This window comes from Cupriavidus sp. SS-3 (assembly GCF_035818815.1).
GTDB lineage: Bacteria > Pseudomonadota > Gammaproteobacteria > Burkholderiales > Burkholderiaceae > Cupriavidus > Cupriavidus taiwanensis_C.
Genome location: NZ_JAYLVT010000005.1, coordinates 149,359 through 175,283, shown reverse-complemented (window position 1 = coordinate 175,283; position 25,925 = coordinate 149,359). Strand labels below are relative to the sequence as shown.

Annotated in this window: 22 protein-coding genes; 7 read left to right on the top strand and 15 right to left on the bottom strand. The window is 68.9% G+C overall.

Features of this window, described 5'->3' with window-relative positions; translation table 11 throughout:
* Positions 1-11 precede the first annotated feature (11 nt).
* Entirely contained in the window at positions 12-566 is a 555-nt protein-coding gene (locus U9J39_RS10385; RefSeq protein WP_115679334.1) for a pilus assembly PilX family protein, read from the top strand.
* A 42-nt stretch (positions 567-608) separates the two neighbouring features.
* Positions 609-3,878 carry a pilus assembly protein gene (locus U9J39_RS10380; protein WP_116312125.1) on the top strand — a complete coding sequence of 1,090 codons (3,270 nt, stop codon included), beginning with the start codon at positions 609-611 and terminating at the stop codon, positions 3,876-3,878.
* Between the two features lie 20 nt (positions 3,879-3,898).
* Here U9J39_RS10380 and U9J39_RS10375 read toward each other — a convergent pair whose 3' ends face one another.
* From U9J39_RS10375 to ilvA, 7 genes are all read right to left on the bottom strand, one after another.
* A complete protein-coding gene (locus tag U9J39_RS10375; RefSeq protein ID WP_326347009.1) occupies positions 3,899-5,383 on the bottom strand; it encodes an efflux transporter outer membrane subunit in 1,485 nt (494 codons plus the stop codon).
* Positions 5,384-5,394: 11 nt separating this feature from the next.
* On the bottom strand, positions 5,395-6,552 hold the full coding sequence (locus U9J39_RS10370; RefSeq protein WP_115708093.1) for an ABC transporter permease: 1,158 nt from the start codon (positions 6,550-6,552) through the stop codon (positions 5,395-5,397).
* On the bottom strand, positions 6,549-7,508 hold the full coding sequence (locus U9J39_RS10365; RefSeq protein ID WP_115708095.1) for an ABC transporter ATP-binding protein: 960 nt from the start codon (positions 7,506-7,508) through the stop codon (positions 6,549-6,551). Before U9J39_RS10365 ends, U9J39_RS10370 begins: the two co-directional genes overlap by 4 nt.
* Positions 7,505-8,494: an HlyD family secretion protein gene (locus tag U9J39_RS10360; RefSeq protein WP_326347008.1), complete on the bottom strand. Its 990-nt coding sequence runs from the start codon at positions 8,492-8,494 to the stop codon at positions 7,505-7,507. The genes U9J39_RS10365 and U9J39_RS10360 overlap by 4 nt, the downstream gene beginning before the upstream one ends.
* The gene (locus U9J39_RS10355; RefSeq protein WP_115708099.1) at positions 8,491-9,225 is read right to left on the bottom strand and encodes a TetR/AcrR family transcriptional regulator; all 735 of its coding nucleotides are present in this window, start codon (positions 9,223-9,225) and stop codon (positions 8,491-8,493) included. The genes U9J39_RS10360 and U9J39_RS10355 overlap by 4 nt, the downstream gene beginning before the upstream one ends.
* Positions 9,226-9,481: 256 nt before the next feature.
* Complete coding sequence (queF, locus tag U9J39_RS10350) at positions 9,482-10,315, bottom strand: NADPH-dependent 7-cyano-7-deazaguanine reductase QueF (protein WP_111518284.1); 834 nt, start codon at positions 10,313-10,315, stop codon at positions 9,482-9,484.
* Between the two features lie 15 nt (positions 10,316-10,330).
* Positions 10,331-11,869: a threonine ammonia-lyase, biosynthetic gene (gene ilvA, locus U9J39_RS10345; protein WP_115706203.1), complete on the bottom strand. Its 1,539-nt coding sequence runs from the start codon at positions 11,867-11,869 to the stop codon at positions 10,331-10,333.
* Positions 11,870-12,175: 306 nt separating this feature from the next.
* On the opposite strand from ilvA, the gene otsB reads away from it, so the two are divergent.
* The 4 genes from otsB (at position 12,176) to U9J39_RS10325 (ending at position 16,724) form a co-directional block, all read left to right on the top strand.
* Positions 12,176-12,982, top strand: coding sequence for a trehalose-phosphatase (gene otsB / locus U9J39_RS10340; RefSeq protein WP_115708101.1), 807 nt, complete (start codon positions 12,176-12,178; stop codon positions 12,980-12,982).
* A gap of 13 nt (positions 12,983-12,995) precedes the next feature.
* On the top strand, positions 12,996-14,861 hold the full coding sequence (locus tag U9J39_RS10335) for a glycoside hydrolase family 15 protein (protein WP_115708103.1): 1,866 nt from the start codon (positions 12,996-12,998) through the stop codon (positions 14,859-14,861).
* A gap of 83 nt (positions 14,862-14,944) precedes the next feature.
* Positions 14,945-16,336 carry an alpha,alpha-trehalose-phosphate synthase (UDP-forming) gene (gene otsA, locus U9J39_RS10330; protein WP_018008747.1) on the top strand — a complete coding sequence of 464 codons (1,392 nt, stop codon included), beginning with the start codon at positions 14,945-14,947 and terminating at the stop codon, positions 16,334-16,336.
* Between the two features lie 31 nt (positions 16,337-16,367).
* Positions 16,368-16,724 (top strand): 4a-hydroxytetrahydrobiopterin dehydratase, encoded by a 357-nt coding sequence (locus U9J39_RS10325; RefSeq protein WP_115708104.1) that lies wholly within the window; start codon positions 16,368-16,370, stop codon positions 16,722-16,724.
* A 17-nt stretch (positions 16,725-16,741) separates the two neighbouring features.
* Here U9J39_RS10325 and U9J39_RS10320 read toward each other — a convergent pair whose 3' ends face one another.
* The 8 genes from U9J39_RS10320 to U9J39_RS10285 form a co-directional block, all read right to left on the bottom strand.
* Positions 16,742-17,347, bottom strand: coding sequence for a nucleotidyltransferase family protein (locus tag U9J39_RS10320; RefSeq protein WP_252667171.1), 606 nt, complete (start codon positions 17,345-17,347; stop codon positions 16,742-16,744).
* A 19-nt stretch (positions 17,348-17,366) separates the two neighbouring features.
* The gene (locus U9J39_RS10315; protein ID WP_115708105.1) at positions 17,367-18,404 is read right to left on the bottom strand and encodes an XdhC family protein; all 1,038 of its coding nucleotides are present in this window, start codon (positions 18,402-18,404) and stop codon (positions 17,367-17,369) included.
* On the bottom strand, positions 18,377-18,943 hold the full coding sequence (locus U9J39_RS10310) for a CoxG family protein (RefSeq protein WP_115708106.1): 567 nt from the start codon (positions 18,941-18,943) through the stop codon (positions 18,377-18,379). Before U9J39_RS10310 ends, U9J39_RS10315 begins: the two co-directional genes overlap by 28 nt.
* Positions 18,934-20,184, bottom strand: a complete 1,251-nt coding sequence (locus tag U9J39_RS10305; RefSeq protein ID WP_116312129.1) for a vWA domain-containing protein — start codon at positions 20,182-20,184, stop codon at positions 18,934-18,936. The genes U9J39_RS10310 and U9J39_RS10305 overlap by 10 nt, the downstream gene beginning before the upstream one ends.
* 9 nt (positions 20,185-20,193) lie before the next feature.
* A complete protein-coding gene (locus U9J39_RS10300; RefSeq protein ID WP_116312130.1) occupies positions 20,194-21,090 on the bottom strand; it encodes an AAA family ATPase in 897 nt (298 codons plus the stop codon).
* 101 nt (positions 21,091-21,191) lie between these two features.
* The gene (locus U9J39_RS10295; RefSeq protein ID WP_115679349.1) at positions 21,192-21,992 is read right to left on the bottom strand and encodes an FAD binding domain-containing protein; all 801 of its coding nucleotides are present in this window, start codon (positions 21,990-21,992) and stop codon (positions 21,192-21,194) included.
* Between the two features lie 26 nt (positions 21,993-22,018).
* The gene (locus U9J39_RS10290) at positions 22,019-24,400 is read right to left on the bottom strand and encodes a xanthine dehydrogenase family protein molybdopterin-binding subunit (protein ID WP_115708110.1); all 2,382 of its coding nucleotides are present in this window, start codon (positions 24,398-24,400) and stop codon (positions 22,019-22,021) included.
* A 12-nt stretch (positions 24,401-24,412) separates the two neighbouring features.
* Complete coding sequence (locus tag U9J39_RS10285; protein WP_115679351.1) at positions 24,413-24,919, bottom strand: (2Fe-2S)-binding protein; 507 nt, start codon at positions 24,917-24,919, stop codon at positions 24,413-24,415.
* Positions 24,920-25,238: 319 nt separating this feature from the next.
* Here U9J39_RS10285 and U9J39_RS10280 point away from each other — a divergent pair, with 319 nt between their 5' ends.
* Positions 25,239-25,817, top strand: a complete 579-nt coding sequence (locus U9J39_RS10280; protein ID WP_111518313.1) for a YqaA family protein — start codon at positions 25,239-25,241, stop codon at positions 25,815-25,817.
* Positions 25,818-25,925: the final 108 nt, after the last annotated feature.

Genomic DNA, 25,925 nt, shown 5'->3' with positions numbered 1-25,925 from the left:
CGATGAGAACCATGACCAAGTCAACCGGCGGCGCGCTGCGCCGCAGTCAATCCGGGGTCACGCTGGTGGTGACGCTGGTGTTCATGGTGATGTTCCTGATGATCGCGGTGGCCATGGTCAATTCCGGCCTGATCAACGTCAAAGTGGCATCCAACCAGCAGCACAGCGCCGAGGCACGCGACGTGGCGCAGCAGGCGATCGAGCAGGTGATCAGCGACGACTTCACCAAGGCGCCGGTGGCGGTGGACGTGCCAGTCGACGTGACCGGCGACGGCACCGCGGATTACGTGGCGCAGGTGGCCGTGCCGACCTGCGTGACCAGCAAGCCGGTAGCCAAGGTGATCGATCCGGAGAAGCATCCCGAGGATGCCGAATGCACGCTCGGCAGCAGTACCGGCAACGGCAATCTCGTGGTGGGCCCGGGCGGCGCCAACGTGGTCAGCTCGCTTTGCAACGATACGCAGTGGGATGTCGCCGCCACCGTCAATGACGCCAACACCGGCACGGTCGCGACGGTGCACCAGGGCGTGGCCGTGCGCACGCTGTATGGCTCCACCTGCCCCTGATTGCCACGGGCGCGCCGCAAATCTTTAAAAGGAAAAACCAGCATGTCCATGCCCGCCCGCCGGCTTCGCGCCTATGCAGCCTGTGCCACGGCCCTGCTCGGGCTGGCCGCCGCGCCTGCGGCGCTGGCCGAAGACATCGACCTGTTCACCGGCCTGCAGAGCAACGCCGGCGCGCGCCCGAACGTGCTGCTGATCCTGGACAACGCCTCGGCGTGGAACGCCAATGCGCAGGTCGATTGCGAAACCCCGGGCGTGGTAGGTCCGAACAACCTGAACAACAACGTCGGCGCCGAGCAGTGCGCGCTGTACAAGGCAGTGTCGGACCTGATCCGTGACCCTAATACCGTCGGCAAGATCAACCTTGGCGTGATGATGTTCGGCGGCAGCAATAACTCCGGCGCCCAGTTCCGCTTCCCGAACGTCACGCCGCCGACCGCGCCGTCCGGTCTGGTGCTGCTCGACCAGACGGGCGGCGAGCAGATGCTGGCGTTCATCAAGAGCATCGACCGCACCAAGGACAGTTCCAACAACTCGCAGGTCGGCGGCGCCATGCAGGAAGCGTGGGCGTTCTTTTCCGGCAAGACGGGCCTGTCCGGCACCACCTACCAGTCGCCGATCAGCAATCCGTGCCAGAAGAACTTCATCATCTACATCGCCAACGCGCTCAATAACGGCAAGCCCCAGGACACCGGGCAGGATGCCTACAACAAGCTCCGGGAGGCGGGCGCCACCGCCGCGCAGCTGACACCGATCCCGCTGTCCAGAGCCAACAACATCGACAACTGGGGCGATGAATGGGCACGCTTTCTCAACGGCATGGACCTGAACGCCGCCAACAACGCGGGTTCGGCCACGGCGACGCGCCAGAACATCATCACCTACACCATTGGCGTCACGGACGGCAGCAAGCAGAGCCTGGACTACCTGGAGTTCGTCAACAGCATGGCCAGCAAGGGCGGCGGTGGCAACTTCACGGTGCGGGCCGGCGACGACGATGCGCTGGCCAAGGCGCTGAAGGACATCTTCAACGAGATGCAGGCGGTCAACAACGTGTTCGCCTCGGTCAGCCTGCCGGTCAGCGTGAACGGGCAGGGCTCGTACCTGAACCAGGTCTACATCGGCATGTTCCGCCCCGATGGCAAGGCACGTCCGCGCTGGGTCGGCAACCTCAAGCAATACAAGCTGGGTTACGACACCAATGGCAACCTGGTGTTGCTCGACGCCGGCACGCCGGGCGGCACCGAGCAGACGTCAAAGAACGCGATCAGCAATGCCAGCACCGGCTTTATCTCGCCCAATGCGCGCAGTTACTGGACCGAGGATCCGCCAAAGCAGGTTGGCAGTTCCAGTATCGTCACGGACTGGCCCGCCGACGGCTTCTGGAAGAATGCCTCGGCGCAACTGCGCAACGCCAAGGATGCGCCCGACGGCGAGATTGTCGAGAAGGGCGGCGCCGGCGAAATGCTGCGCGCCGACTACCTCACCAGCCAGAGCGGGCGCCGGCTGCTGACCTGCGCCAATGCCAAGTGCAGCAAGGACACGGCGCTGACCAACTTCAATACCGCCAACAGGGCGCTGACCGAGGGCGACGGTCCGTCGCTGCTGAAGACCACCGCGGCGGACGTGGCAAATATGATCGAATGGGTGCGCGGCAAGGACGTTTTTGCCGCGCTGACCGGCACCGATCCGAAGAAGGAGTCCGAGCCCGGCCCCGGCGGCAACGTCACGGTGCGCGGCTCGATCCACGGCGACGTGCTGCATTCGCGCCCGGTGGTGGTCGACTACGGCGGCAGCACCGGCGTGGTGGTGTTCTACGGCGCCAATGACGGCGTGTTCCATGCCGTCAACGGCAACCGCACCGGCGCGATTTCCACCACCGCCGGCCAGGTGCGCGCCGGCGGCGAGCTGTGGGGCTTTGTCGCGCCCGAGTTCTACGGCAAGCTGGCGCGCCTCTACAACAACGCGCCAGAGGTGCGGCTGACGGGCAGCCCGCAGGACACCGCCGAGGTCCAGTTCAAGCCGCGCGACTATTTCTTCGACGGCACCACCACGGTCTACCAGAACCTGAGCAACCCGGCCGCGCCGCAGGTGACCATCTACCTGACCGCGCGGCGCGGCGGCCGCCTGGTGTATGCGCTCGACGTCAGCGATCCGGCGCAGCCGAAGTACCTGTGGAGCAAGACCAGTGCCGATATCCCGGAACTGGGCCAGACCTGGTCGCAGCCGCGCGTGATGCGCGTGCGCGGCTACGCCACGCCGGTGCTGATCATGGGCGCCGGCTACGACCCCGACGGCGAAGACGCAGACCCGGCGTTCGAAGGCGATGCCACCGCGACCAACAAGCAGGGCCGCGGCGTGATCGTGCTCAATGCCGCGACCGGCGATGTGGTCTGGGCTGCGCTGGGCAGCTGCGCCGGCATCACCACCGGTACCTGCGTCACCATCGACAGCCGCGCGATCCCTTCGGACGTTGCGGTGGTCGACCGCAACGGCGACGGCTATGCCGACAAGGCCTACGTCGGCGACGTGGGCGGCAATGTCTGGCGCATCGACTTCGGCGCGCTGGAAACCGACGTGCCGTCGACATGGAGCATTGGCAAGCTGGCCCAGCTGGGTGGCGCGGTGAACACCAACGACGCGCGCAAGTTCCTCTATCCGCCCGATGTGGTTGCCACCGGCAAGTACGACGCCGTGATGATCGCCTCGGGCGACCGCGAAAAGCCACTCCATTCGCTGAGCCAGACCCCCGGCGCGGCGCAGAACGTGCGCAACCGCTTCTACATGATCAAGGACCCGAACGTCGACGGCAAGCCGCCGTCGACGTGGGCGGCGATCAGGGAGGCCGATCTGGTCGATGCGACCAGCGTGGCCTACCGCGATAGCGCGGTGGCGAGCGGCTTCTACCTGTCGCTCGCCCCCGGCGAGAAGGCGGTCAATGCGCCGCTGACGGTGGCGGGCTACACCTACTTCGGCACCAACACGCCTTCCAAGGTCGAGCCGGGGGCCTGTTACCCCGACCTGGGCGTGGCGCGCGGCTACGCGGTGTCGTTCCTGACCGGGCTGGGCATGAACAACGGGCCGCGCTATGTCACCTTCGACAATGGCGGGCTGCCGCCGTCTCCGGTATTCGGCATGGTATCGGTCACGCAGACCGATGGCTCGACCCGGCTGGTGCCGGTGCTGATCGGTGGCGGCAAGGCGGGCGGCACCGGCGGCGACGACAAGTCTTCGCTGGGCGGCCAGGAAGTGAAGCCCGCCAGTGCCGGCAAGCGCAAGCGCACCTACTGGTACACGCAGAGCGACAAGACCTGAGTCCGTTGATTCGAGCGCCGCTAGCGCGGCGCCGCCGCCAGCGCGGCGTCTTCCTGCCACCACCCACCCCCCAGCGCCTGCAGCAGCGCCGCCGAATCCGCCAGCCGGTCGGCGCGCGCCTGCGCCAGGTCCAGCGCGGCCTGGCGCGACTGCCGCTCGGCATCCAGCAGCACCAGCTGGCTGACGCCGCCGAGCCGGTACTGCTCCGACACCACCGCCAGCGTATCGCGCGCCTGACGCGCGCTGTCGGCGCGTTCGCGCAGCGCGGCGGCGTCGGCCTCGAGCGCGCGCAGCGCGTCGGCGACATTCTGCAGGCCCTGCAGCACCGCTTGCCGGTATGCGGCCAGCGACTGCTCATACGCCGCTTCCGCCGCGCGCTTGCGCGCCTGCAGCTCGCCGCCGCGGAATACCGGCTGCACCAGGCCCGCGGCCAGGCTCCAGACGTTGAGGCTGCTGAACAGGTCGCGCGCCGCGGTGGCCTGCGTGCCGCCGCTGGCGCTCAGCGTGACCTGCGGATAGAGGTTGGCGGTGGCCACGCCGATATTGGCCGAGGCCTGGTGCAGCAGCGCCTCGGCCGCGCGGATATCGGGCCGGCGGCGCGCCAGCGTCGCGGGGAGGCTTACCGGCAGCGTGTCGGGCAGGTGCATGGCATCGAGATGGAATTCCGGCAGCGCGGCCGCGGCCGGGGTCTGGCCGGTGTAGACCGCGAGCTGGTGCCGGGTGGCATCGAGCTGGCGCTGCAGCGCCGGCACCAGCGCCTGGGTTTGCGCCAGCTCCGCGCGCCGGCGCTGCACCTCGACGCGCGCGACGCCGCCCGCGCGCAGGCGCGCCTCGGTGATGCCGAGCTGGCGCTGCTGCGCCGCCACCATCGCGGCGGTGTCGGCCAGCTGCGCGCGCAGGCCGGCTTCGCGGATGGCGGCGGTGGCGACGTTGGCGGCCAGCGCCAGGCGCGCGGCCTCGAGCTCGTAGCGCTGGTAGTCCACCACGGCCTGCAGGCCTTCCAGCTCGCGCCGCTGGCCGCCGAACAGATCCAGCGCGTACGAAACCTGCACCGTCGCGCCGTACAGCGTGAACGGGCCGGGGCTGGGGATGCCGGTGATGCCCAGCGACTGGAAATCGACCTGCTGGCGCGAGGTGTCCAGCTTCGCGTCGATGGCCGGCCAGCGCGTCGCGCCGGTGCGCGCGGCCAGGTTCTCCTGCGCTTCCAGCAGCCGCGCGCGGGCCTGCGCCAGCGTCGGGCTGGCCACCAGCGCGCCGCGGATGGTGGCATCCAGCGCCGGGCTGCGGAACAGCGTCCACCACTGCGCCGGGACGTCGGCGCCGGCCGCCAGCGTCTGCGCGTGGGCCTGGCCGGGTGCGTCGGCACCGTCCGCCGCGACGGTCGCAACCGGCTGCGGACCCGGCACGTAGCCGGCGTCGTGCGGCGGCGCGGGCACGCGGAAATCGGGCCCGACCGCGCAGCCGCACAGCAGCGCGGCGGCGAACAGGGATGTGAGGCGTTGCATGGCCAGCTCCTTCAATCGAGCGTGCGCCGGTAGAAGCGCACCGCGATCGCCATCACCACCACGATAAACAGCGCCATCGGCCACAGATTGGGCCACAGCTCGAACCAGCCGTTGCCCTTGAGCAGGATGCCGCGCACCATGCGGTGGAAATAGGTCATCGGCAGGATGTTGCCGATCGCCTGCGCCCAGCCCGGCATGCCGGCAAACGGGAACATGAAGCCGGACAGCAGGATGTTGGGCAGGAAGTAGAAGAAGGTCAGCTGCATCGCCTGCAGCTGGTTCTGCGCCAGCGACGACAGCGTGATGCCGACGGTCAGGTTGGCCGCGATGAACAGCAGCGCCGCCAGGTACACCGCCAGCACCGAGCCGACAAAGGGCACGCTGAAGATCCAGCGCGCGGCCAGCAGCACGATGGTCGACTGGATCAGCCCGATGAAGATGTACGGCACGATCTTGCCGGTCATCACCTCGAGCGGCCGCACCGGCGTGGCCAGCAGGTTCTCCATGGTGCCGCGCTCGCGTTCGCGCGTCATTGCCAGGCCGGTCATCATCACCATCGTCATCGTCAGGATCACGCCCATCAGGCCAGGGACAATGTTGTACTGGGTGATGCCTTCCGGGTTGTAGAGCCGCTGCACCTGCACCTCGAAAGGCGGCCTGCCGCCAGCCAGCGGCGCCAGCGAGCCCTTCAGGTCATGCGTGGCCACGCTGTAGGGCAGCTGCGGCAGCGCGGCGATAGCCTGGCCAGTGGCGGACGGGTCCGTGGCGTCGGCCTCGACCAGCAGCGCGGGCCGTTCGCCGCGCAGCAGCCGGTGCGTGAAGTCGGGCGGGATGGTCAGCACGAACTGCACCTCGCCTTTCATCAGCGCTTCGCGCCCGGCGCGCTCGTCGGGCAGCGTGCCGACCAGCTTGAAGTAGGTCGACTGTTCCATGCTGGCGATGAACGAGCGCGTGAACTCGCTCTGGTCGGCGGCGATCACCGCGGTCGGCAGCTGGCGCGGATCGGTGTTGATGGCAAAGCCGAACAGCAGCAGCTGCATGATCGGCAGGCCGACGATCATGCCGAAGGTGACGCGGTCGCGCCGCAGCTGCAGGAATTCCTTCAGCACGATGCTCCACCAGCGCTGCAGCGAGAAGCGTGCCGGCGTTGAAGAAGTGGCCGGCGTCATGACGCCTCCTTTTTCTTGCGCGCCATGTTGTCCTCGGCGCCGCTCATCATGTGGATGAACACGTCTTCCAGGCTGGTCTGGGCCTGCTCGACGCGCCGGCCCGGGCCGGCCAGTCGCGCGAGGGTGTCGGCCAGCGCCTGCGCATCGCGCCCGGTCACGTGCAGCGCGGTGCCGAACGCCACGGTCTGCTCCACGCCCGGCGCGCCCTGCAGCTGCGCCGACAGCGCCGCGAGATCGTCGCCTTCCACGCTCCAGGTCGACAGCCGCTGGCTTGCCACCACTTCATCGGCGGTGCCGTGCGCCAGCAGCCTGCCGTAGGCGATATAGGCCAGCTTGTGGCAGCGCTCGGCCTCGTCCATGTAGTGCGTGCTGACCAGCACCGAGATGCCGCGCGCGGCCAGCCGGTGCAGCTGCTCCCAGAAGTCGCGCCGCGCCTTGGGATCGACGCCGGCGGTGGGTTCGTCGAGCAGCAGCAGTTCCGGCTCGTGCAGCAGGCACGCCGCGAGCGCCAGGCGCTGCTTCCAGCCGCCCGACAGCGCGCCGGCCAGCTGCGCCGAGCGCGTGGCCAGGCCCAGGTCCTCGAGCGCGCGCTCCACTGCCTCGCGCCGGTTGGGCATGCCGTACACGCGCGCGACGAAGTCCAGGTTCTCGCGGATCGACAGGTCGTCCCAGTAGGAGAACTTCTGCGTCATGTAGCCGACGCGGCGCTTGATCTCGTCAGACTCGGTCAGGATGTCGTAGCCCAGGCAGGTGCCCGCGCCGGAGTCCGGCGTCAGCAGTCCGCACATCATGCGGATCGAGGTGGTCTTGCCGCTGCCGTTGGGGCCGAGGAAGCCGAAGATCTCGCCGCGCGCAACCTGCATGCTGAGGTCGTTGACGACATGCTTGTCGCCGAAGTGCTTGTTCAGTCCGCGCACGTCGATGGCGAGGCCGTTGCCGTTCGCGCTGGTGTTCATTGCCGCACCACTTCGACAGGCTGGCCCGGCCGCAGCTTGGGCGCGTCGGCGGCCGAGGGGCGCGCCTCGACCAGGAACACCAGCTTGCGCCGGGTCTCGTTGCTGTAGATCACTGGCGGCGTGTACTCGGCCTCGTTGGCGACATAGCTGATGGTGGCGGCCACCGGCGCGGCGCAGCCGTCGCAGCGCACCTGCAGCGCCTGTCCGTTGCGCAGCGCGCCGACCACCGTTTCCGGCACGTAGAAGCGCACCTTGACGTTGCCCGGCGGCAGCATGCGCACCACCGGGCTGCCCGCCGGCACCCATTCGCCCAGTCGGTAGGGCACGTCGTAGACCAGCCCGGCTTGGGTGGCGGCCACGGTCTTGCGCGACAGCTTCCACTGCGCCTGCGCCAGCGCGGCGCGCGCGGCCGCCACCTGCGCGGCCTGCGCCGCCTGCTGCGCCTCGCGTCCCGGCAGGCGCGCCACGTCGATATCGCGCTGCAGCTCGCGCACGCGCGCGGCGTCGCTGCTGGCCTGCGCGCGCGCTTCGTCGAGCTGCGCCTGGGCGATGCCGCCGATCTCGTACTGGCGCTGGTCGCGCCGCAAGGCCGCGGCGCTGCGCTGGGCCTGGGCCTGCGCCTGGGCCAGCTGGGCCCGGTTGACCTCGACTTCGAGCGGGCGCTTGCCGGTCTTCAGGTCCTGCAGCGTGGCTTCGGCCGCGCGCAGCTGGTCTTCGGCCTGCTGGCGCGCGGCGCGCTCGTCGTCGGCTTCGAGCGCGAACAGCGCCGCGCCCTGCGCGACCTGCTGGCCGCGCTGCACCGAGAGCGTGTCGAGGCGCCCGGCGAAGGGCGAGGCCACGCTGACGAATTCGCCTTCGACGTAGCCCTGCCAGCTATCGGTGCGCGCGTTGCCGCAAGCGGCGGCAAGCAGCGCGGCGCCGAGCAGGGCAGTGGCGCGCAGCGCTGTGCGCAGGCGCGGACGATGGATGGAAGCAGCGTGGTTCATGCGGACTCCGGAGAATGCCGGGCCGTGCGGCCCTTCCGTTTGGCGGCGTCTGCGAGCGTCTTCGGCTGCGCCGTTGCCGGCGTCGCGGACAGCCCATGCGTCAGCAGCGCCGTGACATGGCGCACCAGTGCGTCGGTATCGACCGCTTCCGCGCCGGGCAGCCGGCGCCAGATATGCGTGGTGGCCAGCGGCAGCAGCGTCAGCCCGACCAGCGACGGCACCACCAGCGCCGGTTCCAGGCCGGGGTTGAGCTGCCCGCGCCCGATGGCTGCCGCCAGCGGCGCCATCAGCGCGCCGGCACGTTCGAGCGCAAAGCGCTTGAGCACGCGCTCGCGCAGCGCGCCGTCGTCGCTGGCCACTTCGCGGATCCACAGGCCCGGGAACCACGGCGCCTCCGTGACCGCGCGGATCAGCCGGGTAGCGATGCCGACCAGCATCGCCAGCGGTTCGTCGTCGGGCTGGCCGCCGGCAAAGAAGCGGGCCACCAGCGGCTCCACTTTCTCGTCGATCACGGCGTCGAGCAGCAGGTCGCGGTCGCCGAAGTAGTAGTGCACCAGTGCCGGGGTAACGCCGGCCAGCGCCGCGATGGCCTTGACCGGCGTGCCGGGCACGCCCTGCCGCGAGAACAGTTCGGTTGCGGCATCGAGGATGCGCTCGCGCTGGCCGGGCTGGCCCGCCGGGCGGCCCGGGCTGCGCCTGGGGGGCTTGGGAGAAGCGGGTTTGCGGGGCATGGCGGCTGGCTCGGCGGAAGGGGGTGTTCAGCTAATATTAATTTTTGAGTTAATTAATTCAAGGGCGGTTACAACTTGGGCGCGCGCGAGGCCGTCCGCAGTGGAAATGTGCTTTTTGGGGGATTTGGGGGGGCGGCAAGCAACGTTGCCGCCGCACTTGGCACAAGACGATACCGTCTTGCGCGCGCGGGAGAGGGGAGAAAGCCGGCGCGGTAGAGAACCTGCCGTCGCGAATTACCGAAGAGGCAACGCCGGCCTACTGCCGCGCATTCCTCTTGTTATCCGGCCACGCCGTATTGAAGTTGGTGCGGAACGGATTGATGTCCAGGCCCCCGCGCCGCGTATAGCGCGCATACACCGCCAGCTTGACTGGCTTGCACTGGCGCATCACGTCCATGAAGATGCGCTCGACGCATTGCTCGTGGAACTCGTTGTGGTTGCGGAACGAGATCAGGTACTTGAGCAGGCCTTCCTGGTTGATCGGCGCGCCCACGTAGCGGATCTGCACGCTGCCCCAGTCCGGCTGGCCGGTCACCAGGCAGTTGGACTTGAGCAGGTGCGACACCAGCGTTTCTTCCACCGGCGTTTCTTCCTGGTCGGCGCTGAGCAGCTCCGGCGCGGGCTCGTAGCGGTCCACCTCGATGTCGAGGCGGTCGAGCAGCAGGCCGTCGAGTTCGCCCATCTTCTGCGTGCCGAGGTCGGCTTCGGTCACCAGCCGCACCTGCACGGTGCCGCCGGTGGCTTCGGACAGGTCGTGGTGCAGCAGCTGCTGCAGCGCTTCGGGCGAGGCAATCCGGGTCTGGTTGAACGAGTTCAGGTAAAGCTTGAACGACTTGGACTCGATGATGTTGGGCGTGTCCGACGGGATGATGAAGGTGGCCAGCGCCACCTGCGGCTTGCCCTTCAGGTTCAGCCACGACAGCTCGTACGCGTTCCAGATGTCGACGCCGAAGAACGGCACCGGCCTGCCCTCGGGCAGGCCGATCTCGGTGCGCTTGGGCTGGCGCGGGATCGGGAACAGCAGGGTGGCGTCGTACTCGGTCTTGTAGGCCGAGGGCTTGCCCAGCGGCGAGTGTTCGGGAAGGCTCATGGGCGCTCGGCGGGATCAGGACAGGAACAGCTTGTACACCGGGTTGTCGGTCTCGTCCCAGTGTACGTAACCCAGCGTCGAAAGGAAGGCGCGGAAGGCGCGCTTCTCGTTCTTGGGGACCTGGATGCCGACCAGGATGTTGGAGGTGTCGGCGCCCTGGTTGCGGTAGTGGAACAGGCTGATGTTCCAGTTCGGGCTCATGCTCGACAGGAACTTCATCAGCGCGCCCGGGCGCTCCGGGAACTCGAAGCGATACAGCAGTTCGTCATGCGCCAGCGCCGAGCGCCCGCCCACCATGTAGCGGATATGCTGCTTGGCCAGTTCGTCATTGGACAGGTCGAGCGTGTCGAAGCCATGCTTGCGGAAGCTGGCGGCGATCTTGTCGTTCTCGGCGCGGCTGGCGATCTGCACGCCAACGAAGATATGCGCCATGCTGGTGTCGGCGATGCGGTAGTTGAACTCGGTCACGTTGCGCGTGCCCACCAGCTCGCAGAAGCGCTTGAAGCTGCCGCGCTCTTCCGGGATGGTCACGGCGAACACGCCTTCGCGGGCCTCGCCCACCTCGGCGCGCTCGGCGACGAAGCGCAGGCGGTCGAAGTTCATGTTGGCGCCGCAGGCGATCGCCACCAGGTGCTGGCCCTTGAGCTTCTCGCGCTCGGCGTACGCCTTCAGGCCCGCCACCGCCAGCGCGCCGGCCGGCTCGAGGATGCTGCGGGTGTCCTGGAACACGTCCTTCACGCCCGCGCAGATCGCGTCGGTATCGCACAGGATGATGTCGTCGACCAGTTCGCGCGTGACGCGGAAGGTCTCCTTGCCGACCAGCTTCACCGCGGTGCCGTCCGAGAACAGGCCCACTTCCTTCAGTTCGATGCGCTTGCCGGCATCGACCGAGCGCTTCATCGCGTCCGAATCGACCGTCTGCACGCCGATGACCTTGATCTCGGGGCGCACCGCCTTGATGTACGCGGCGACGCCGGAGATCAGCCCGCCGCCGCCGATGGCGACGAACACGGCATGGATCGGGCCCGGGTGCTGGCGCAGGATTTCCATGGCGATGGTGCCCTGGCCGGCGATCACCTCGGGATCGTCGAACGGGTGGATGAAGGTGAGCTTGTGCTTCTTCTCCAGCACCGCGGCGTGGTTGTAGGCGTCGCTGTAGGACTCGCCGTGCAGCATGATCTCGACCCACTGGCCGCCGCGCTCGCGCACGGCGTCGATCTTCACCTGCGGCGTGGTCACCGGCATGGCGATGATGGCCTTGCATTGCAGCCGGGCCGCGGCCAGCGCCACGCCCTGCGCGTGGTTGCCGGCCGATGCGGCGATCACGCCGCGCTTGAGCTCTTCCGGCGACAGCGACGCCATCTTGTTGTACGCGCCGCGCAGCTTGAAGGAGAAGACTGGCTGGGTGTCCTCGCGCTTGAACCAGACCGAGTTGCCGGTGCGGGCCGACAACTGGTGCGCATAGGTCAGTTCGGTCTCCTGCGCCACGTCATAGACCTTGGCGGTCAGGATCTTCTTCAGGTAATCGGGTCGGGCGGCGGACTGGCGGGTCATGGTCTCGGGGCTGGCCGGCGCGCGCCATTGGCGCGCAAAAAAGCCGGGAAATTCTGGCGGAAACCGTCAATGATAAAGGATGCCGGCCTCGCGCACCCGGGCCGTGAGACCCGGCAGCCCCCTGGCGACAGTGCCCGCCACACCACGGTCACGCCGGACAGAGTGGTTCGGCATTCACTTGCGGCGAGGCGGGAATGTGGGCGGGCAGGCCGGCGCCGGACTTGCATCGGCCCGGGGTTGCGCTTGCGCCATGTAGGACGGCGTCCGGTGGACGCCGGTCAAAACGACGTGTTACGGTTTCACGCGATGCCACAGCTACCGCTAATCGAACCCAATACCGCCCTGTTTCTCGACTTCGACGGCACGCTGGCCGACCTGGCCCCGCGGCCCGAACTGGTGCAGGTCGAACCAGAACTGGTCGGCACGCTGCGCACGCTGTACCAGCGGCTGGACGGCGCGCTGGCCGTCATCTCGGGGCGGCCAATCATCGAACTCGACCACTTCCTGCAGCCTCTGCAATTGCCCGCGGCCGGCATCCACGGCGCCGAATTCCGCACCGACGGCGGCATGGTGTCGAAGACCGACGCCCCCGGGCTCGAACCGCTGATCCCCCACCTGGAAGCGCTGGTGCGCGCCTACCCGGCGCTGCGGCTGGAGCGCAAGTCGGTCGCGGTCGCGATCCATTACCGGCAGGCGCCCGAGCTGGCCGGCATCGTCGATGCCGCGGTCACTGACGTATTGCGCCATGCCGTCGGCCTGGAAGCGCTGCCGGGCAAGATGGTGGTCGAGATCAAGCCGGCCGGCGTCGACAAGGGCGATGCCATCGCGGCCTTCATGAAGGCCGCGCCCTTTGCCCAGCGCGTGCCGCTGTTTGCCGGCGACGACATGACCGACGAACCCGGCTTCGCCGCGGTGCGCAAGCTGGGCGGCCTGGGCGTGCTGGTGGGCCAGCGCGAGACCGTCGCCGCGGTGAGCGTGCCCGGGCCGGCAGCGCTGCGCAGCTGGCTGCACCGCTCGGCGCATGCGCTGGCGTCATCGGCCAGTGCCGGCGCACCGCGCGCCGTGCCCCACGAGGCCGGGCCGGGCCCGGGCCGGGGCTCAACGACATCGTAAGGGAGAACCTGCCGTGACCAATCCGAGCAGCCCGGCGGAGCTGGGCAAGCCGCCGACCGAAGGCGTTAACCGCACCGTGGACGGCGGCACCCGCTTCGCCAATCCGTCGCTGTCGCTTGGCATGATCGGCAACTGCGCCATCTCGGCGCTGGTCGATTGCCGCGGACGCATCGTCTGGTCCTGTCTGCCGCGCTTCGACGGCGACCCGGTGTTCAATGCCCTGCTGGACCCGAGCGAGAACGCCGGCCATTTCTCGATCGAGATCGAGGACTTCCATTCGTCGCGGCAGTGGTATGAGCCCAATACCGCGGTGCTGCGCACGCGGCTGACGGACATCCACGGCAACTGCCTGGAGATCACCGACTTCGCCCCGCGCTTTTTCCGGCTGGGGCGCTATTTCCGGCCGACCACGCTGATTCGCCGCATCCGCCCGGTGCGCGGCGCGCCGCGCGTGCGCGTGGTGGTGGCGCCGCGCTTCGAGTGGGGTCGCAAGGCGCCGCAGGTGACGCGCGGCAGCAGCCACGTGCGCTACATCGGCGACGACATGACCCTGCGCATGACCACCGACGCGCCGCTTGCCTACGTGCTGTCGCATACGCCGTTCCTGGTCACGCGCGGGCATAACTTCATCCTGGGCCCGGACGAGACCCTGGCGCACGGCGTGGAAGAGACGGCGCGCGATTTCGAGCAGGAAACCACCGCCTACTGGCGGCTGTGGAGCCGACGCCTGGCGGTGCCGCGCGAATGGCAGGACGCGGTGATCCGCGCCGCCATCACGCTGAAGATGTCGCTGTACGAAGAGACCGGCGCCATCGTCGCGGCCATGACCACCAGCATTCCGGAAGCGCCGGGCAGCGGCCGCAACTGGGACTACCGCTTCTGCTGGCTGCGCGATGCCTTCTTCGTGGTGCGCGCGCTCAACAGCCTGTCGGAGGTCGGCACCATGGAGGACTACCTGCGCTGGCTCTCCAACGTGGTGATGCAGTCGCAGGACGGCCATATCCAGCCGCTGTACGGCATCGGCCTGGAGCGCGAACTGCCCGAGAGCATGCTCGACCACCTGCCCGGCTACCGCGGCATGGGGCCGGTGCGGGTCGGCAACCAGGCGCAGGAGCACTTCCAGCACGACGTCTATGGCAATGTGGTGCTGGGCGCGGCGCAGGCCTTCCATGACCACCGGCTGCTGCATCGCGGCGGCGCGGCCGAGTTCGGCCGCCTCGAAGCGGTGGGCGAGCAGGCGGTGCGGGTATTCGGCACGCCCGACGCCGGCATGTGGGAACTGCGCACGCGGGCGCGCGTGCATACCTCGTCGGCGCTGATGAGCTGGGCCGCCTGCGACCGGCTCGCCAAGGTGGCCGAAAAACTGGTGCTGCCCGAGCGCGCCGCCTACTGGCACGGCCACGCCGATCGCATGAAGGAACGCATCCTGGCCGAGTCGTGGAGCGAATCGCGCCAGGCCTTCGCCGAAAGCTTCGGCGGGCGCGAGCTTGACGCCAGCGTGCTGCTGATGGCCGAGGTCAACTTCATCGACCCGCGCGACCCGCGCTTCATCGCCACCGTCAAGGCGCTTGAGACCTCGCTGTGCGATGGCCCCTACATGCGCCGCTACGAGGCCCCGGACGATTTCGGCAAGCCCGAGACCGCCTTCAATATCTGCACCTTCTGGCGCATCGACGCGTTGGCTCGCATCGGCCGCCGCGACCAGGCGCGCGAAATCTTCGAGGCCATGCTGGCCGCGCGCAACCCGCTCGGACTGCTGTCCGAGGATACCCATCCGGTGACCGGCGAGATGTGGGGCAATTTCCCGCAGACCTATTCGATGGTCGGGCTGATCAATGGCGCCATGCGGCTGTCGGCGCCGTGGGATACGGTGATCTGAGCGGCGATGAACGAGTGGGGGGCGGCATCCGCGCACGGCACGCAGTGCCGGCACCAAGAACAAGGAACTGAAGAAAAACATCTATGCCAAGACTTGTAGCGGTATCCAACCGGGTCGCAGATCCACGCAACGTCGCCGCGGGCGGCCTGGCCGTCGCGCTGTCCGAGGCCCTGCGGCAGACCGGCGGCCTGTGGTTCGGCTGGAGCGGCAAGGCGCTGGAAACCGCCCAGGGTGGCACGCCCGGCGAAGGCGACCTGCACCTGCAGCAGGCCGGCAACGTCACGCTGGCCACCGTCGACCTGAGCCGCGAGGACCATGACGCCTACTACCTGGGCTACAGCAACGGCGTGCTGTGGCCGGTGTTCCACTACCGGCTCGACCTGGCGGATTTCGATTCCAACTTCCTCAACGGCTACCGGCGCGTGAACCAGCTGTTCGCGCGCAAGCTGGCGCCGCTGCTGCAGCCCGACGACATCATCTGGATCCACGACTACCACCTGATCCCGCTGGCGTCCGAGCTGCGCGCGATCGGCTGCGGGCAGAAGATCGGCTTCTTCCTTCACGTGCCGCTGCCGCCGCCGCTGATCCTGGCCGCGATCCCGCAGCACGAGTGGCTGATGCGCGCGCTGTTTGCCTACGACCTGCTCGGCTTCCAGAGCCATGCCGACGTCGAGCATTTCTCGCGCTACGTGCAGGCCGAAGCGCAGGCCGAGCCGATGGGCGAGCATCGCTACCGCGCCTTCCACCGCACGGTGCGGGCGCAGGCGTTTCCGATCGGCATCGACGTCGACGAGTTCATGGAACTGGGCCGCGGCGAGGAAGCGCAGGAAACCTACGAGATGATGTGCGCGCAATATGCGCGCCGGCGGCTGCTGCTGGGCATCGACCGGCTCGACTATTCCAAGGGCCTGCCGCAGCGGCTCAAGGCGTTCTACCGGCTGCTGGCCGAGTATCCCGAGAACCGCTCGAGCGCGACGCTGGTGCAGATTGCCGCGCCTTCGCGCGAATCGGTCGACGCCTATGTCGACCTGCGCCGCGAGATGGAGCAGCTGAGCGGCTCGATCAACGGCGAATTCGGCGAGCTGGACTGGATGCCGGTGCGCTATATCCACCGCACCACCGCGCGCAAGCGGCTGCCCGGCTTGTGCCGCGCCAGCCGCGTGGCGCTGGTGACGCCGCTGCGCGACGGCATGAACCTGGTGGCCAAGGAATTCATCGCGGCACAGGATCCGGAGGATCCGGGCGTGCTGGTGCTGTCGCGCTTTGCCGGCGCGGCCGAGCAGCTGCGCGAGGCGCTGCTGGTCAATCCCTATGACACGCGCGCCACCGCGCAGGCGATCCAGCAGGCGCTGCACATGCCGCTGGCCGAGCGCCAGCAGCGCCACCAGAAACTGCTGGAGCGCATCCGCGCGCAGGATGTGCACTGGTGGAGCCGTGAATACCTGCGCGCATTGACCGAGACCGAAGGCGCATAGCGACGGCGCGTTCCGGTCGGGGAGCAAGACCATGAGCGAAGAAAACCTGGCAGCGCAATCGTGCACGCCTTGCCGCGGCGGCGTGCCGCCGCTGACGCCCGACGAGGCCGAGGCCCTGCTGCAGCAGGCGCCAGGCTGGGAACTGGCCGATGGCGCGACGCGGCTCGAGCGGCGTTTCAGCTTCGGCAATTTCGCGCAGGCGCTGGCCTTCGTGACCGGCGTCGGCCAGCTGGCCGAGGCGCAGGGGCATCATCCCGAGATCAGCTTCGGCTGGGGACATGCGACGGTGTCTTGGCGCACCAAGAAGATCAAGGGCCTGCACCGCAATGATTTCATCATGGCGGTGAAGACCACCGAACTGGCCGAAGCGCAGCAGGGCGGCGGCTGAGCCGGCTTGCTTCTGTCTCAGCGCAGATCCGCCGGCGTATCGATATCCCGGAACGCGCCCTCGTCCTCGGTCAGGATCCGCGTCACCGGCTTGTCCTTCAGCAGCGCGCGCGCGCCTTCGTCGCCGTCCAGTGCCAGCAGGGCGTCGCGCCAGGCCGCGCCAAAGCCCACCGGATGGCCCCGTTGGCCGTTGCGCCACGGCGCGGCGATGGTGTCGGGCGTGGTGATGGTCAGCGCCACCGCGCGGATCAGTTCCATCGGCAGCCAAGGCATGTCGGCCAGCGCCACGACCCAGCCGCGCGCTTCGGGCGTTGCCGCCACGGCGGCACGCAGCGCCGCGCCCATGCCGGCTTCGGCCTCGGGCGCTTCCAGCACGCGGCAGCCGCCGCGGCGCAGTTCTTCCGCCAGCGCCGGGTTGCCGGGGCGGATCACGGCAATCGATTCGGGCAGCGCCGCGGCCAGCGTGCGGGCGCTGCGCCAGGCGACGGAGCGTCCGCCGGGCAGCAGCTCCAGCAGCTTGTTGCGCTGGCCGGCGGCATCGAAGCGGCGGCCGAAGCCCGCTGCCAGCAGGATGCCGGTGGGCAGGTCGGTGCGGAGCAGGGGAGCGTTGGGGGCGGCGGTCATGGCGGCACTCGCGGGGTCGTCAGGCAGGATCGGGCGCCACGTCGCAGCTGCTGCCGGTGCTGGCAGCCATTTCGCGCGCGGCCTTGGCGCCTTCCACCTGCAGGATGTCGGGCAGCGAGACGTGGTTCTTGGCCGCGATCACCTCGGCCAGGATCGAGATCGCGATCTCCGGCGGCGTGCGGCTGCCGATATAGATGCCCACCGGGCCGTGCAGCCGTGCCAGCTGCAGCTCGGTCAGGTCGAACTCCTTGAGCCGTTCGCGGCGCGCCTGGTTGTTGCGGCGCGACCCCAGCGCGCCCACATAGAAGGCGCGGGTGCGCAGCGCTTCCATCAGCGCCAGGTCGTCCAGCTTGGGGTCGTGCGTCAGCGCGATCACCGCGCAGCGTTCGTCCAGCTTCATGTCGGTGACGGTGTCGTCCGGCATGGTGCGTACCATGGTGACGCCGGGGATGTCCCAGGTCTCGGTGTATTCCTCGCGCGGGTCGCACACGGTGACCTGGAAGCCCAGGCCGACCGCGATCTGGCACAGGTACTTGGACAGCTGCCCGGCGCCGATCACCAGCATGCGGTAGCGCGGGCCGTGGATGGTGAGCAGGGTCTTGCCGTCGAACGCCAGCCCGTCGGTGGCATTGGCCGGGCCCAGCGTGGCCGCGCCCGTGGTCATGTCGAGCGTGCGCGCGACCAGCCGGCCGTTCTCCACGGCGTCGAGCAGTTCGGCGATGCCGCTGGCCGGACCCAGCGGCTCGGCGACCAGCTCGATGGTGCCGCCGCACGGCAGGCCAAAGCGGTGCGCTTCCTCGGCGCTGATGCCGTACTTGATCGCTTCAGGCCGGTCAGAGGTGATGCCTTGGCGGCGCACGCGGTCGATGATGTCGTCCTCGATGCAGCCGCCCGAGACCGAACCGACCACCAGGCCGTCGTCGCGCACGGCCAGCATCGCACCCTCGGGCCGGGGCGACGATCCCCAGGTCCGCACTACCGTCACCAGCAGCACGCGGTGGCCTTGCTGCTGCCACTGCACGCTGTTCTTCAGGACTTCGAGATCCACGCTGTCCATGATCGTTTCCGCTTCGCTTGTTCTGTCGGTTCGTTATCGGAGTTGTCGCCGGCGGCTGCGGCGGGGGCGCCCTCGGCCGCTGGCGTGCTGTCTGTGGCGTCAGGGGTGACGGCCTCGGTGAAGCGCGCAAAGAAGGTGTCAGCCATCTTGCGTGCCGCGGCGTCCACCAGCCGCGAGCCGATCTGGGCGATCTTGCCCCCCACCTGGGCGTTGACGGTATAGGTCAGGACAGTTTCATCGCCGTCTGGTTCCAGCCGGACTTGGGCGCTGCCCTTGCCGAAGCCCGCCGCGCCACCCTGGCCGTCGAAACGGATGGTGTAGCTGTCGGGCGCCTGGATGTCTTCCAGCGCCATGCGGCCCTTGAAGCGCGCCTTGACCGGGCCCACCGCGGCCGTCATCGCCAGCAGGTAGGCGTGGTCGCCGTCGGGCTCGATACTCTCACATCCCGGGATGCATTGCTTGAGCAGCTCGGTGTCGTTGAGCGCTTCCCATGCCACCTGCTGCGGCACCGGCAGGCGCTGGCTCTGGTTCATTTCCATGGCGGGGTTTCCTTTCTTGGCGAGTTGGGGGCGCCGGCCCGCGCGGGCCCGCCCTGGTCGGACAGCAGGGATTCGAGCGCCAGCAGGCTATCCAGGTTGTGCGCGGGGCGCAGCGCATCGACATGCGGCAGGATCGCCTGCACGCCGCGCGCCTGCGGCGTGAATCCAGGGTAGCGCAGCAGCGGGTTGAGCCAGACGATGCGATGGGCAAAGCGGCGCAAGCGAGCCATTTCGTCGCCGAGCAGGTCGATATGTTCGTGGTCGAGCCCGTCGGTCACCAGCAGCACCGTGGCGCGGCCGGACAGCGTGCGGCGCGCCCAGTGGCGGTTGAAGCTCGCCAGCGCGGCGCCGATGCGGGTGCCGCCGGCCCAGTCGCGCACCTGGCTTGTAATCACGGCGACGGCTTCGTCGGGGTCGCGCTCGCGCAGCGAGCGGGTGATATTGGTCAGCCGCGTACCGAACAGGAACACCGACAACCGCTCGCGCGACTGCATCAGCGCATGGCAGAAGTACAGCACCGCGCGCGAGTACTGGCTCATCGAGCCCGAGATATCGAGCAGCAGCACCAGCGGCGGCTTGCGCTCGGCGTGCCTGCGGAATTTCCAGCGCAGCCACTCACCGTGCTGGCGCACCGCCAGGCGCGCGCTGGCGCGCAGGTCGGCGTGCGTGCCGCAGGTGGCGGCGCGCAGCCGGCGCGTGCGCTGCAGCGCAAGGTGGGTGCGGCGGGTGCGCACCAGATGCTGCAGGGCGCGCCATTCCTGCGCGGTCAGGGTTTCGAAATCGCGCTGCGCCAGGCGTTCCTGGTCGGAGAAGGTCAGCGGCACGTGGATGCGCTCGGCTTCGGTCTGTGCCGGACGCGTGGGCATATCGGGCTGGCGCGCGGCCAGCGCATCGGCCAGCCGGTTGCTGCGCTTCGGCGGCGGCGCGCCCGCGTCGACACGCGGCAGCAGCAGCGCGCGCAGCTTGCCTTCCCAGTCGGGATCGCGCCAGAACAGGTCGAAGGCGGCGTCGAACAGCGGCCGCTGGTCGGGGCCGGACAGCACCAGCGCCGCCAGCGCGGCGCGCACGTCGTCGCGCCGGCCGATGTCGACCAGGCGCAGCGCGGCCAGTGCATCGACCGCGTGCGCCGGCGACAAGGCGAAGCCGCCGTCGCGCAGCAGCCGCATGAAGTGGGTGACGTTGCGCGCCAGCACCGGCAGTCCTGCATGCGGACCGCCGCTGCGCGCCGCGGCGTGCAGCATGGGCACGGCTCAGCCTCCCGGCGCGGCGCCCGCCAGCAGTTCCGCCACGGTGGGGCCGTCGACGCGCGCCAGGTCGTCCTGGTATTTGAGCAGCACGCCCAGCGTGTCGCGCACCGATTGCGGGTCGAGCTCGGTTACACCCAGCGCCGCCAGCGCGCGGCACCAGTCGATGGCCTCGGCGATGCCGGGCGCCTTGAACAGGTCGATGCCGCGCAGCCTGTGCACGAAGTCAATCGCCTGCGCCTGCAGCGCGGCAGCGGCCTCGGGCGCGCGCGCGGCGACGATCTGCAATTCACGGTCGCGGTCGGGATAGCCAACCCACTGGTACAGGCAGCGGCGCTTGAGCGCGTCGTGGACCTCGCGCGTGCGGTTGGAGGTGATCACGATCAGCGGCGGGCGCTCGGCGCGGATCACGCCGATCTCGGGAATCGACACCTGGAATTCGGACAGCACCTCGAGCAGGAAGGCCTCGAACGGTTCGTCGGCGCGGTCGATCTCGTCGATCAGCAGCACGCGCGGCACGCCCGGTGCGGCGGGATCGGGCAGCAGCGACTCCAGCAGCGGGCGCTTGAGCAGGTAGTCGTCGTGGTACAGCGATTGCGCCTCGGGCCGCTCGCCACGGGCTTCGGCCAGGCGCAGGGCCATGATCTGGCGCGGGTAGTCCCATTCGTACAGGGCGCTGGCGGCGTCGAGTCCCTCATAGCATTGCAGCCGCAGCAGGCGCGTGCCGAGCACGCCCGCCATGGCTTGCGCCAGTGCAGTCTTGCCGACCCCGGGCTCGCCTTCGAGGAACAGCGGACGCTGCATGCGCAGCGCGAGGTAGAGCACCGTGGCGGTTTCGCGGTCGGCGAAGTATTGCTGGTGTTCGAGCTGGGCGAGGGTGTCGTCGATGGAGGTGGGGAGCATGAAGCGTTCTGTTTTGCCGACGCGCCTCGCACGCCAGCGGTTTGCTCCCCTCTCCCGCCTTGCGGGAGAGGGGAGACCACAATGGGACAGGTGATGCGCCACTACCCCTTCACCGCCGCCTCCACCGCCCTTGCCGCCAGCACCGGAATCAGATGCGCCCGGTACTCCGCCGACGCATGCAGGTCAGTATTCAGCTTCCCCGCATCGACCTTCACCCCACGCGCCGCCTGCGTGCTGAAGTCGGCCGACAACGCCTGCTCCAGCGGCTGGCAACGGAACACGCTGTCGGCCGCCCCGGTGACCGCCACGCGCACCGTATTGCCGGTGCGCGCCACCATCACCCCCACCAGCGCAAAGCGCGATGCCGGATTGCGGAACTTCACATAGGCCGCCTGATCCGGGATCGGGAACCGCACCGCGGTGATCAGCTCGTCGGGTTCCAGCGCGGTTTCGTAGAGGCCCTTGAAGAAGTCATCCGCCGCGATGCTGCGCCGGTCGGTGACCACGGTGGCGCCCAGCCCCAGCACCGCCGCGGGATAGCACGCCGCCGGATCATCGTTCGCCAGCGCGCCGCCGATGGTTCCCATCGCGCGCACCTGCCGGTCGCCGATGCCGCCGGCCAGCGCCGCCAGCGCCGGGATGCGCTGGCGCACCTCGGCGTTGGCTTCCACGTCGGCATGGCGCGCGGCGGCACCGATGACGACCTCCTTGCCTTCGACGCGGATCTCGGCCATGCCGGGAATGCGCGCGACGTCGACCAGCGTCGACGGCGATGCCAGCCGCAGCTTCATCGCCGCCAGCAGGCTCTGGCCGCCGCCGAGGAACTTGGCGTCGGGATCGGCCTTGAGTTTTTCCACCGCCGCCTTGGCATCCGCGGCGCGTTCAAAGTTGAATGCGTACATGTCGGTTTCCTTTGCGGTGCGGTGGCTCAGGGCTGGGGTTGCGCTGCCTGGATCGCCTGCCATACGCGATGCGGCGTGGCGGGCATCTGCACATCCTTCACCCCCAGCGGCGACAGCGCGTCGACCAGCGCGTTGATGAAGGCCGGCGGCGAGCCGATCGCGCCGGCCTCGCCGCAGCCCTTCACTCCCAGCGGGTTGTGCGTGCAGGGCGTGCCGCTGGCGGTCTCGACGGTGAAGTCGGGCAGGTCGCCGGCGCGCGGCATGGCGTAGTCCATGTACGAGCCGGTCAGCAGCTGGCCGCTGTCTTCGTCGTAGACGCACTGCTCCAGCATGGCCTGGCCCAGCCCCTGGCCGATGCCGCCATGCACCTGGCCTTCGACGATCATCGGGTTGATGATGTTGCCGAAGTCGTCGACCGCGGTGAACTTGACCACCTGCGACGCGCCGGTGTCGGGGTCGACCTCCACCTCGCACACATAGGCGCCGGACGGGTAGGTGAAGTTGGTCGGGTCGTAGAAGGCGTTTTCGTTCAGGCCCGGCTCGAGCTTGTCGAGCGGGTAGTTGTGCGGCACGTAGGCGCTCAGCGCGACCTCGCCGAAGGTCTTGGTGCGGTCCGTGCCGGCCACGCGGAACACGCCGTTGCTGAACTCGATGTCGCTGTCAGACGCCTCCAGCAGGTGCGCGGCGATCTTCTTGGCCTTGGCCTCGATCTTGTCGAGCGCCTTGACGATGGCGGAGCCGCCCACCGCCAGCGAGCGCGAGCCGTAGGTGCCCATGCCGAACGGCACGCGCCCGGTGTCGCCGTGCACGATCTCGACCTGGTCGAGCTGCAGCCCGAGGCGGTCGGCCACCACTTGCGCGAAAGTGGTTTCGTGCCCCTGGCCATGGCTGTGCGAGCCGGTGAAGACCGTCACCGTGCCGGTCGGGTGCACGCGGATCTCGCCCACCTCGAACAGGCCGGCACGCGCGCCAAGCGCGCCGGCGATGTTGGAAGGCGCCAGCCCGCAGGCCTCGATGTAGCAGGAATAACCGAGGCCGCGCAGCTTGCCGCGCTGCTTCGCCTCGTCGCGCCGCGCCGGGAAGCCCTTGACGTCGGCCAGCTCTTGCGCGCGCGCCAGGCACGGCTCGTAGTCGCCGGTGTCGTAGGTCAGGCCCACCGGGGTTGCGTACGGGAACTGGCGGATGAAGTTTTTGCGCCGCAGTTCGGCCGGATCGATGTTCAGCTCGCGCGCGGCGGTTTCGACCAGCCGTTCGACCACGAAGGTCGCTTCGGGCCGCCCCGCGCCGCGGTAGGCATCCACCGGCGCGGTGTTGGTGAACACCGCCTTGACCTCCGCATAGATCGCCGGCGTGGAGTACTGGCCGGCCAGCAGCGTCGCATACAGGATGGTCGGCACGCTGCTGGCAAAGGTCGACAGGTACGCGCCCATGTTGGCGACCGTATGCACGCGCATCGCCAGGAACTTGCCGTCGGCATCGAGCGCCAGCTCGGCCTTGGTCACGTGGTCGCGGCCGTGCGCGTCGGTCAGGAACGACTCGCTGCGGTCCGCGGTCCACTTGACCGGGCGGCCGACCTTCTTCGATGCCCACGTCAGCGCCACGTCTTCCGGATACAGGAAGATCTTGGAGCCGAAGCCGCCGCCGACGTCGGGCGCGATGATGCGCAGCCGCGATTCCGGCAGCCCCAGCACGAACGCGCCCATCAGCAGGCGCTCGACATGCGGGTTCTGGCTGGCGACGTAGACGGTGTAGCTGTCGTCCTGGCGCGCATAGCTGGCGTTGACCGCCCGCGGCTCGATTGCGTTGGGAATCAGCCGGTTGTTGACGATCTCCAGCGTGGTCACGTGCGCGGCCTTGGCGAAGGCGGCGTCGGTGGCGGCCTTGTCGCCGTGGCCCCAGGTGTAGCAGGTGTTGGCCGGCACGTCGTCGTGCACCAGCGTCGACGCCGATGCGGCATCGGCGGCGCCGACCACGGCAGGCAGCTCTTCGTAGTCGACCTCGATCTGCTCGGCGGCGTCGCGCGCCTGCTGCAGGGTCTCGGCGATCACCAGCGCCACCTGGTCGCCGACGTGGCGCACCTTGTCGTGGGCGATCACCGGGTGCGGCGGCTCTTTCATCGGCGTGCCGTCGATGCTGTGGATCAGCCAGCCGCAGGGCAGGCCGCCCACCTTGTCGGCGGCAAGCTCGGCGCCGGTCAGCACGGCGATCACGCCGGGCGCGGCCAGCGCCGCGGTCTTGTCGATCGAGCGGATGCGCGCGTGCGCGTACGGCGAGCGCAGGAAATACCCGTAGCTCTGCTGCGGCAGCACGATGTCGTCGGTGTACTGGCCGTTGCCGGTCAGGTAGCGGTAGTCTTCCTTGCGCTTGACCGAAGCGCCCACCAGGCGCTGGTTGTCGGGTGCGTTCATGGCAGGTCCCCCTTATTCCGCGCTGGCGGCGCTGGCCGCCGTGCCCTGCATGGCCGCCTGGCCCTGCTGCACCGCACGCACGATATTGTGGTAGCCCGTGCAGCGGCACAGGTTGCCTTCCAGGTGGGCGCGGATGGTGGCGGCGTCGGCGTCGGGATGCTGCTGGACCAGCGCGGTCGCGCTCATCACCATGCCCGGCGTGCAGAAGCCGCATTGCAGCCCGTGGCATTCGCGGAAAGCCTCCTGCATCGGGTGCAGGCCGTTGCCAACCTTGTCCCCGGCCAGTCCTTCGATGGTGGTCACGGTGGCGCCGTCCGCCTGCAGCGCCAGGATGTTGCACGACTTGACCGCCCGGCCATCCAGGTGGACCGTGCAGGCGCCGCACTGCGCCGTGTCGCAGCCGACGTGGGTGCCGGTCAGGCGCAGCTGTTCGCGCAGGAACTGGACCAGGAGGGTGTTGGGTTCTACCTGCGCGTCAACGGGCTTGCCGTTGACCGTCAGGCGGATCGGAATCGCCATGCTTGTCTCCATGTGGGGTGGACGCGCATGACCAATTCCCAGATCCCGAAAGCAAAGCGCGGGACTGGCCACGACGCGGTACTGCCGCTTAAGACGGCTATAGGACGGCTAATTCGTGATATTGGTGCTGCCGCTGCAACTGCGGTTGGTGCGCCAGCGAACCTTGCGGCCGGCGCATCGGCACGGCCGGCGAACGTTTGGCCGCGACAGGCTCTAACAGTTAATCACAAATCCCGCACAGGTGCCATGTGGTTTGCCCGCGCCCCGTTTGGGGCACGGCCCGCTAGAATGAGCCGCGCCACCGGCCCTGTCCCCTTACATGGAAGCCTTCTTCGACTGGCTGTTCGAAACCATTGCCTTGCCCAAGGTAGGCCTGCCCGCGATCTTCGTGGTCAGCCTGGTGTCGGCCACCTTGCTGCCGCTCGGCTCCGAGCCCGCCGTGTTCGGCTACGTCAAGCTCAATCCGCAGATGTTCTGGCCGGCGATCCTGGTGGCCACCGCCGGCAACACGGTTGGCGGCGCGATCGACTGGTGGCTGGGCTACGCGGCCAAGCTGGCACTGGTGCGCTACCACAAGCGGCGCCGTGCGCGCGAGCACGAGGCCGAACACCTGGAGCACCGCGCCCACGCGCGCAAGCCGCCCAAGCCCAAGCTCGATGCGCGCTACTTCCGCTGGATGCGCCGGCTGGGCCCGCCCACGCTGCTGATGTCATGGCTGCCCGGCGTTGGTGATCCATTGTGCACTTTGGCCGGCTGGCTGCGCCTGTCTTTCTGGCCCAGCCTGGCCTGGATGGCGGTCGGCAAGTTCCTGCGCTACCTGGTCATGACCGCTGGGCTGATGTGGATTCCGGACACTTTCTGGCAGAACATTGCGCACACCGTGAAGGCCTGGTTCTGATTCCGGCGCGGCTTCGGGACCGTCTTGCGGGGCGCATCGGGCGCCCGGACAGTCGCTAATCCCTTGTTCCGACAAGGATTCCGTCATGCTGCGGTGCGGCGAAAGCAG

Bases quoted from the DNA above. Each gene is read 5' to 3' on its own strand.
- U9J39_RS10305 (WP_116312129.1), bottom strand. From the start codon at position 20,184: ATGCTGCACGCCGCGGCGCGCAGCGGCGGTCCGCATGCAGGACTGCCG.
- U9J39_RS10380 (WP_116312125.1), top strand. From the start codon at position 609: ATGTCCATGCCCGCCCGCCGGCTTCGCGCCTATGCAGCCTGTGCCACG.
- U9J39_RS10385 (WP_115679334.1), top strand. From the start codon at position 12: ATGACCAAGTCAACCGGCGGCGCGCTGCGCCGCAGTCAATCCGGGGTC.
- U9J39_RS10325 (WP_115708104.1), top strand. From the start codon at position 16,368: ATGAGCGAAGAAAACCTGGCAGCGCAATCGTGCACGCCTTGCCGCGGC.
- U9J39_RS10285 (WP_115679351.1), bottom strand. From the start codon at position 24,919: ATGGCGATTCCGATCCGCCTGACGGTCAACGGCAAGCCCGTTGACGCG.
- U9J39_RS10290 (WP_115708110.1), bottom strand. From the start codon at position 24,400: ATGAACGCACCCGACAACCAGCGCCTGGTGGGCGCTTCGGTCAAGCGC.
- U9J39_RS10300 (WP_116312130.1), bottom strand. From the start codon at position 21,090: ATGCTCCCCACCTCCATCGACGACACCCTCGCCCAGCTCGAACACCAG.
- queF (WP_111518284.1), bottom strand. From the start codon at position 10,315: ATGAGCCTTCCCGAACACTCGCCGCTGGGCAAGCCCTCGGCCTACAAG.
- U9J39_RS10360 (WP_326347008.1), bottom strand. From the start codon at position 8,494: ATGAACCACGCTGCTTCCATCCATCGTCCGCGCCTGCGCACAGCGCTG.
- U9J39_RS10280 (WP_111518313.1), top strand. From the start codon at position 25,239: ATGGAAGCCTTCTTCGACTGGCTGTTCGAAACCATTGCCTTGCCCAAG.
- U9J39_RS10310 (WP_115708106.1), bottom strand. From the start codon at position 18,943: ATGGAAATGAACCAGAGCCAGCGCCTGCCGGTGCCGCAGCAGGTGGCA.
- U9J39_RS10365 (WP_115708095.1), bottom strand. From the start codon at position 7,508: ATGAACACCAGCGCGAACGGCAACGGCCTCGCCATCGACGTGCGCGGA.
- U9J39_RS10320 (WP_252667171.1), bottom strand. From the start codon at position 17,347: ATGACCGCCGCCCCCAACGCTCCCCTGCTCCGCACCGACCTGCCCACC.
- U9J39_RS10375 (WP_326347009.1), bottom strand. From the start codon at position 5,383: ATGCAACGCCTCACATCCCTGTTCGCCGCCGCGCTGCTGTGCGGCTGC.
- U9J39_RS10355 (WP_115708099.1), bottom strand. From the start codon at position 9,225: ATGCCCCGCAAACCCGCTTCTCCCAAGCCCCCCAGGCGCAGCCCGGGC.
- otsA (WP_018008747.1), top strand. From the start codon at position 14,945: ATGCCAAGACTTGTAGCGGTATCCAACCGGGTCGCAGATCCACGCAAC.
- U9J39_RS10295 (WP_115679349.1), bottom strand. From the start codon at position 21,992: ATGTACGCATTCAACTTTGAACGCGCCGCGGATGCCAAGGCGGCGGTG.
- otsB (WP_115708101.1), top strand. From the start codon at position 12,176: ATGCCACAGCTACCGCTAATCGAACCCAATACCGCCCTGTTTCTCGAC.
- U9J39_RS10315 (WP_115708105.1), bottom strand. From the start codon at position 18,404: ATGGACAGCGTGGATCTCGAAGTCCTGAAGAACAGCGTGCAGTGGCAG.
- ilvA (WP_115706203.1), bottom strand. From the start codon at position 11,869: ATGACCCGCCAGTCCGCCGCCCGACCCGATTACCTGAAGAAGATCCTG.
- U9J39_RS10370 (WP_115708093.1), bottom strand. From the start codon at position 6,552: ATGACGCCGGCCACTTCTTCAACGCCGGCACGCTTCTCGCTGCAGCGC.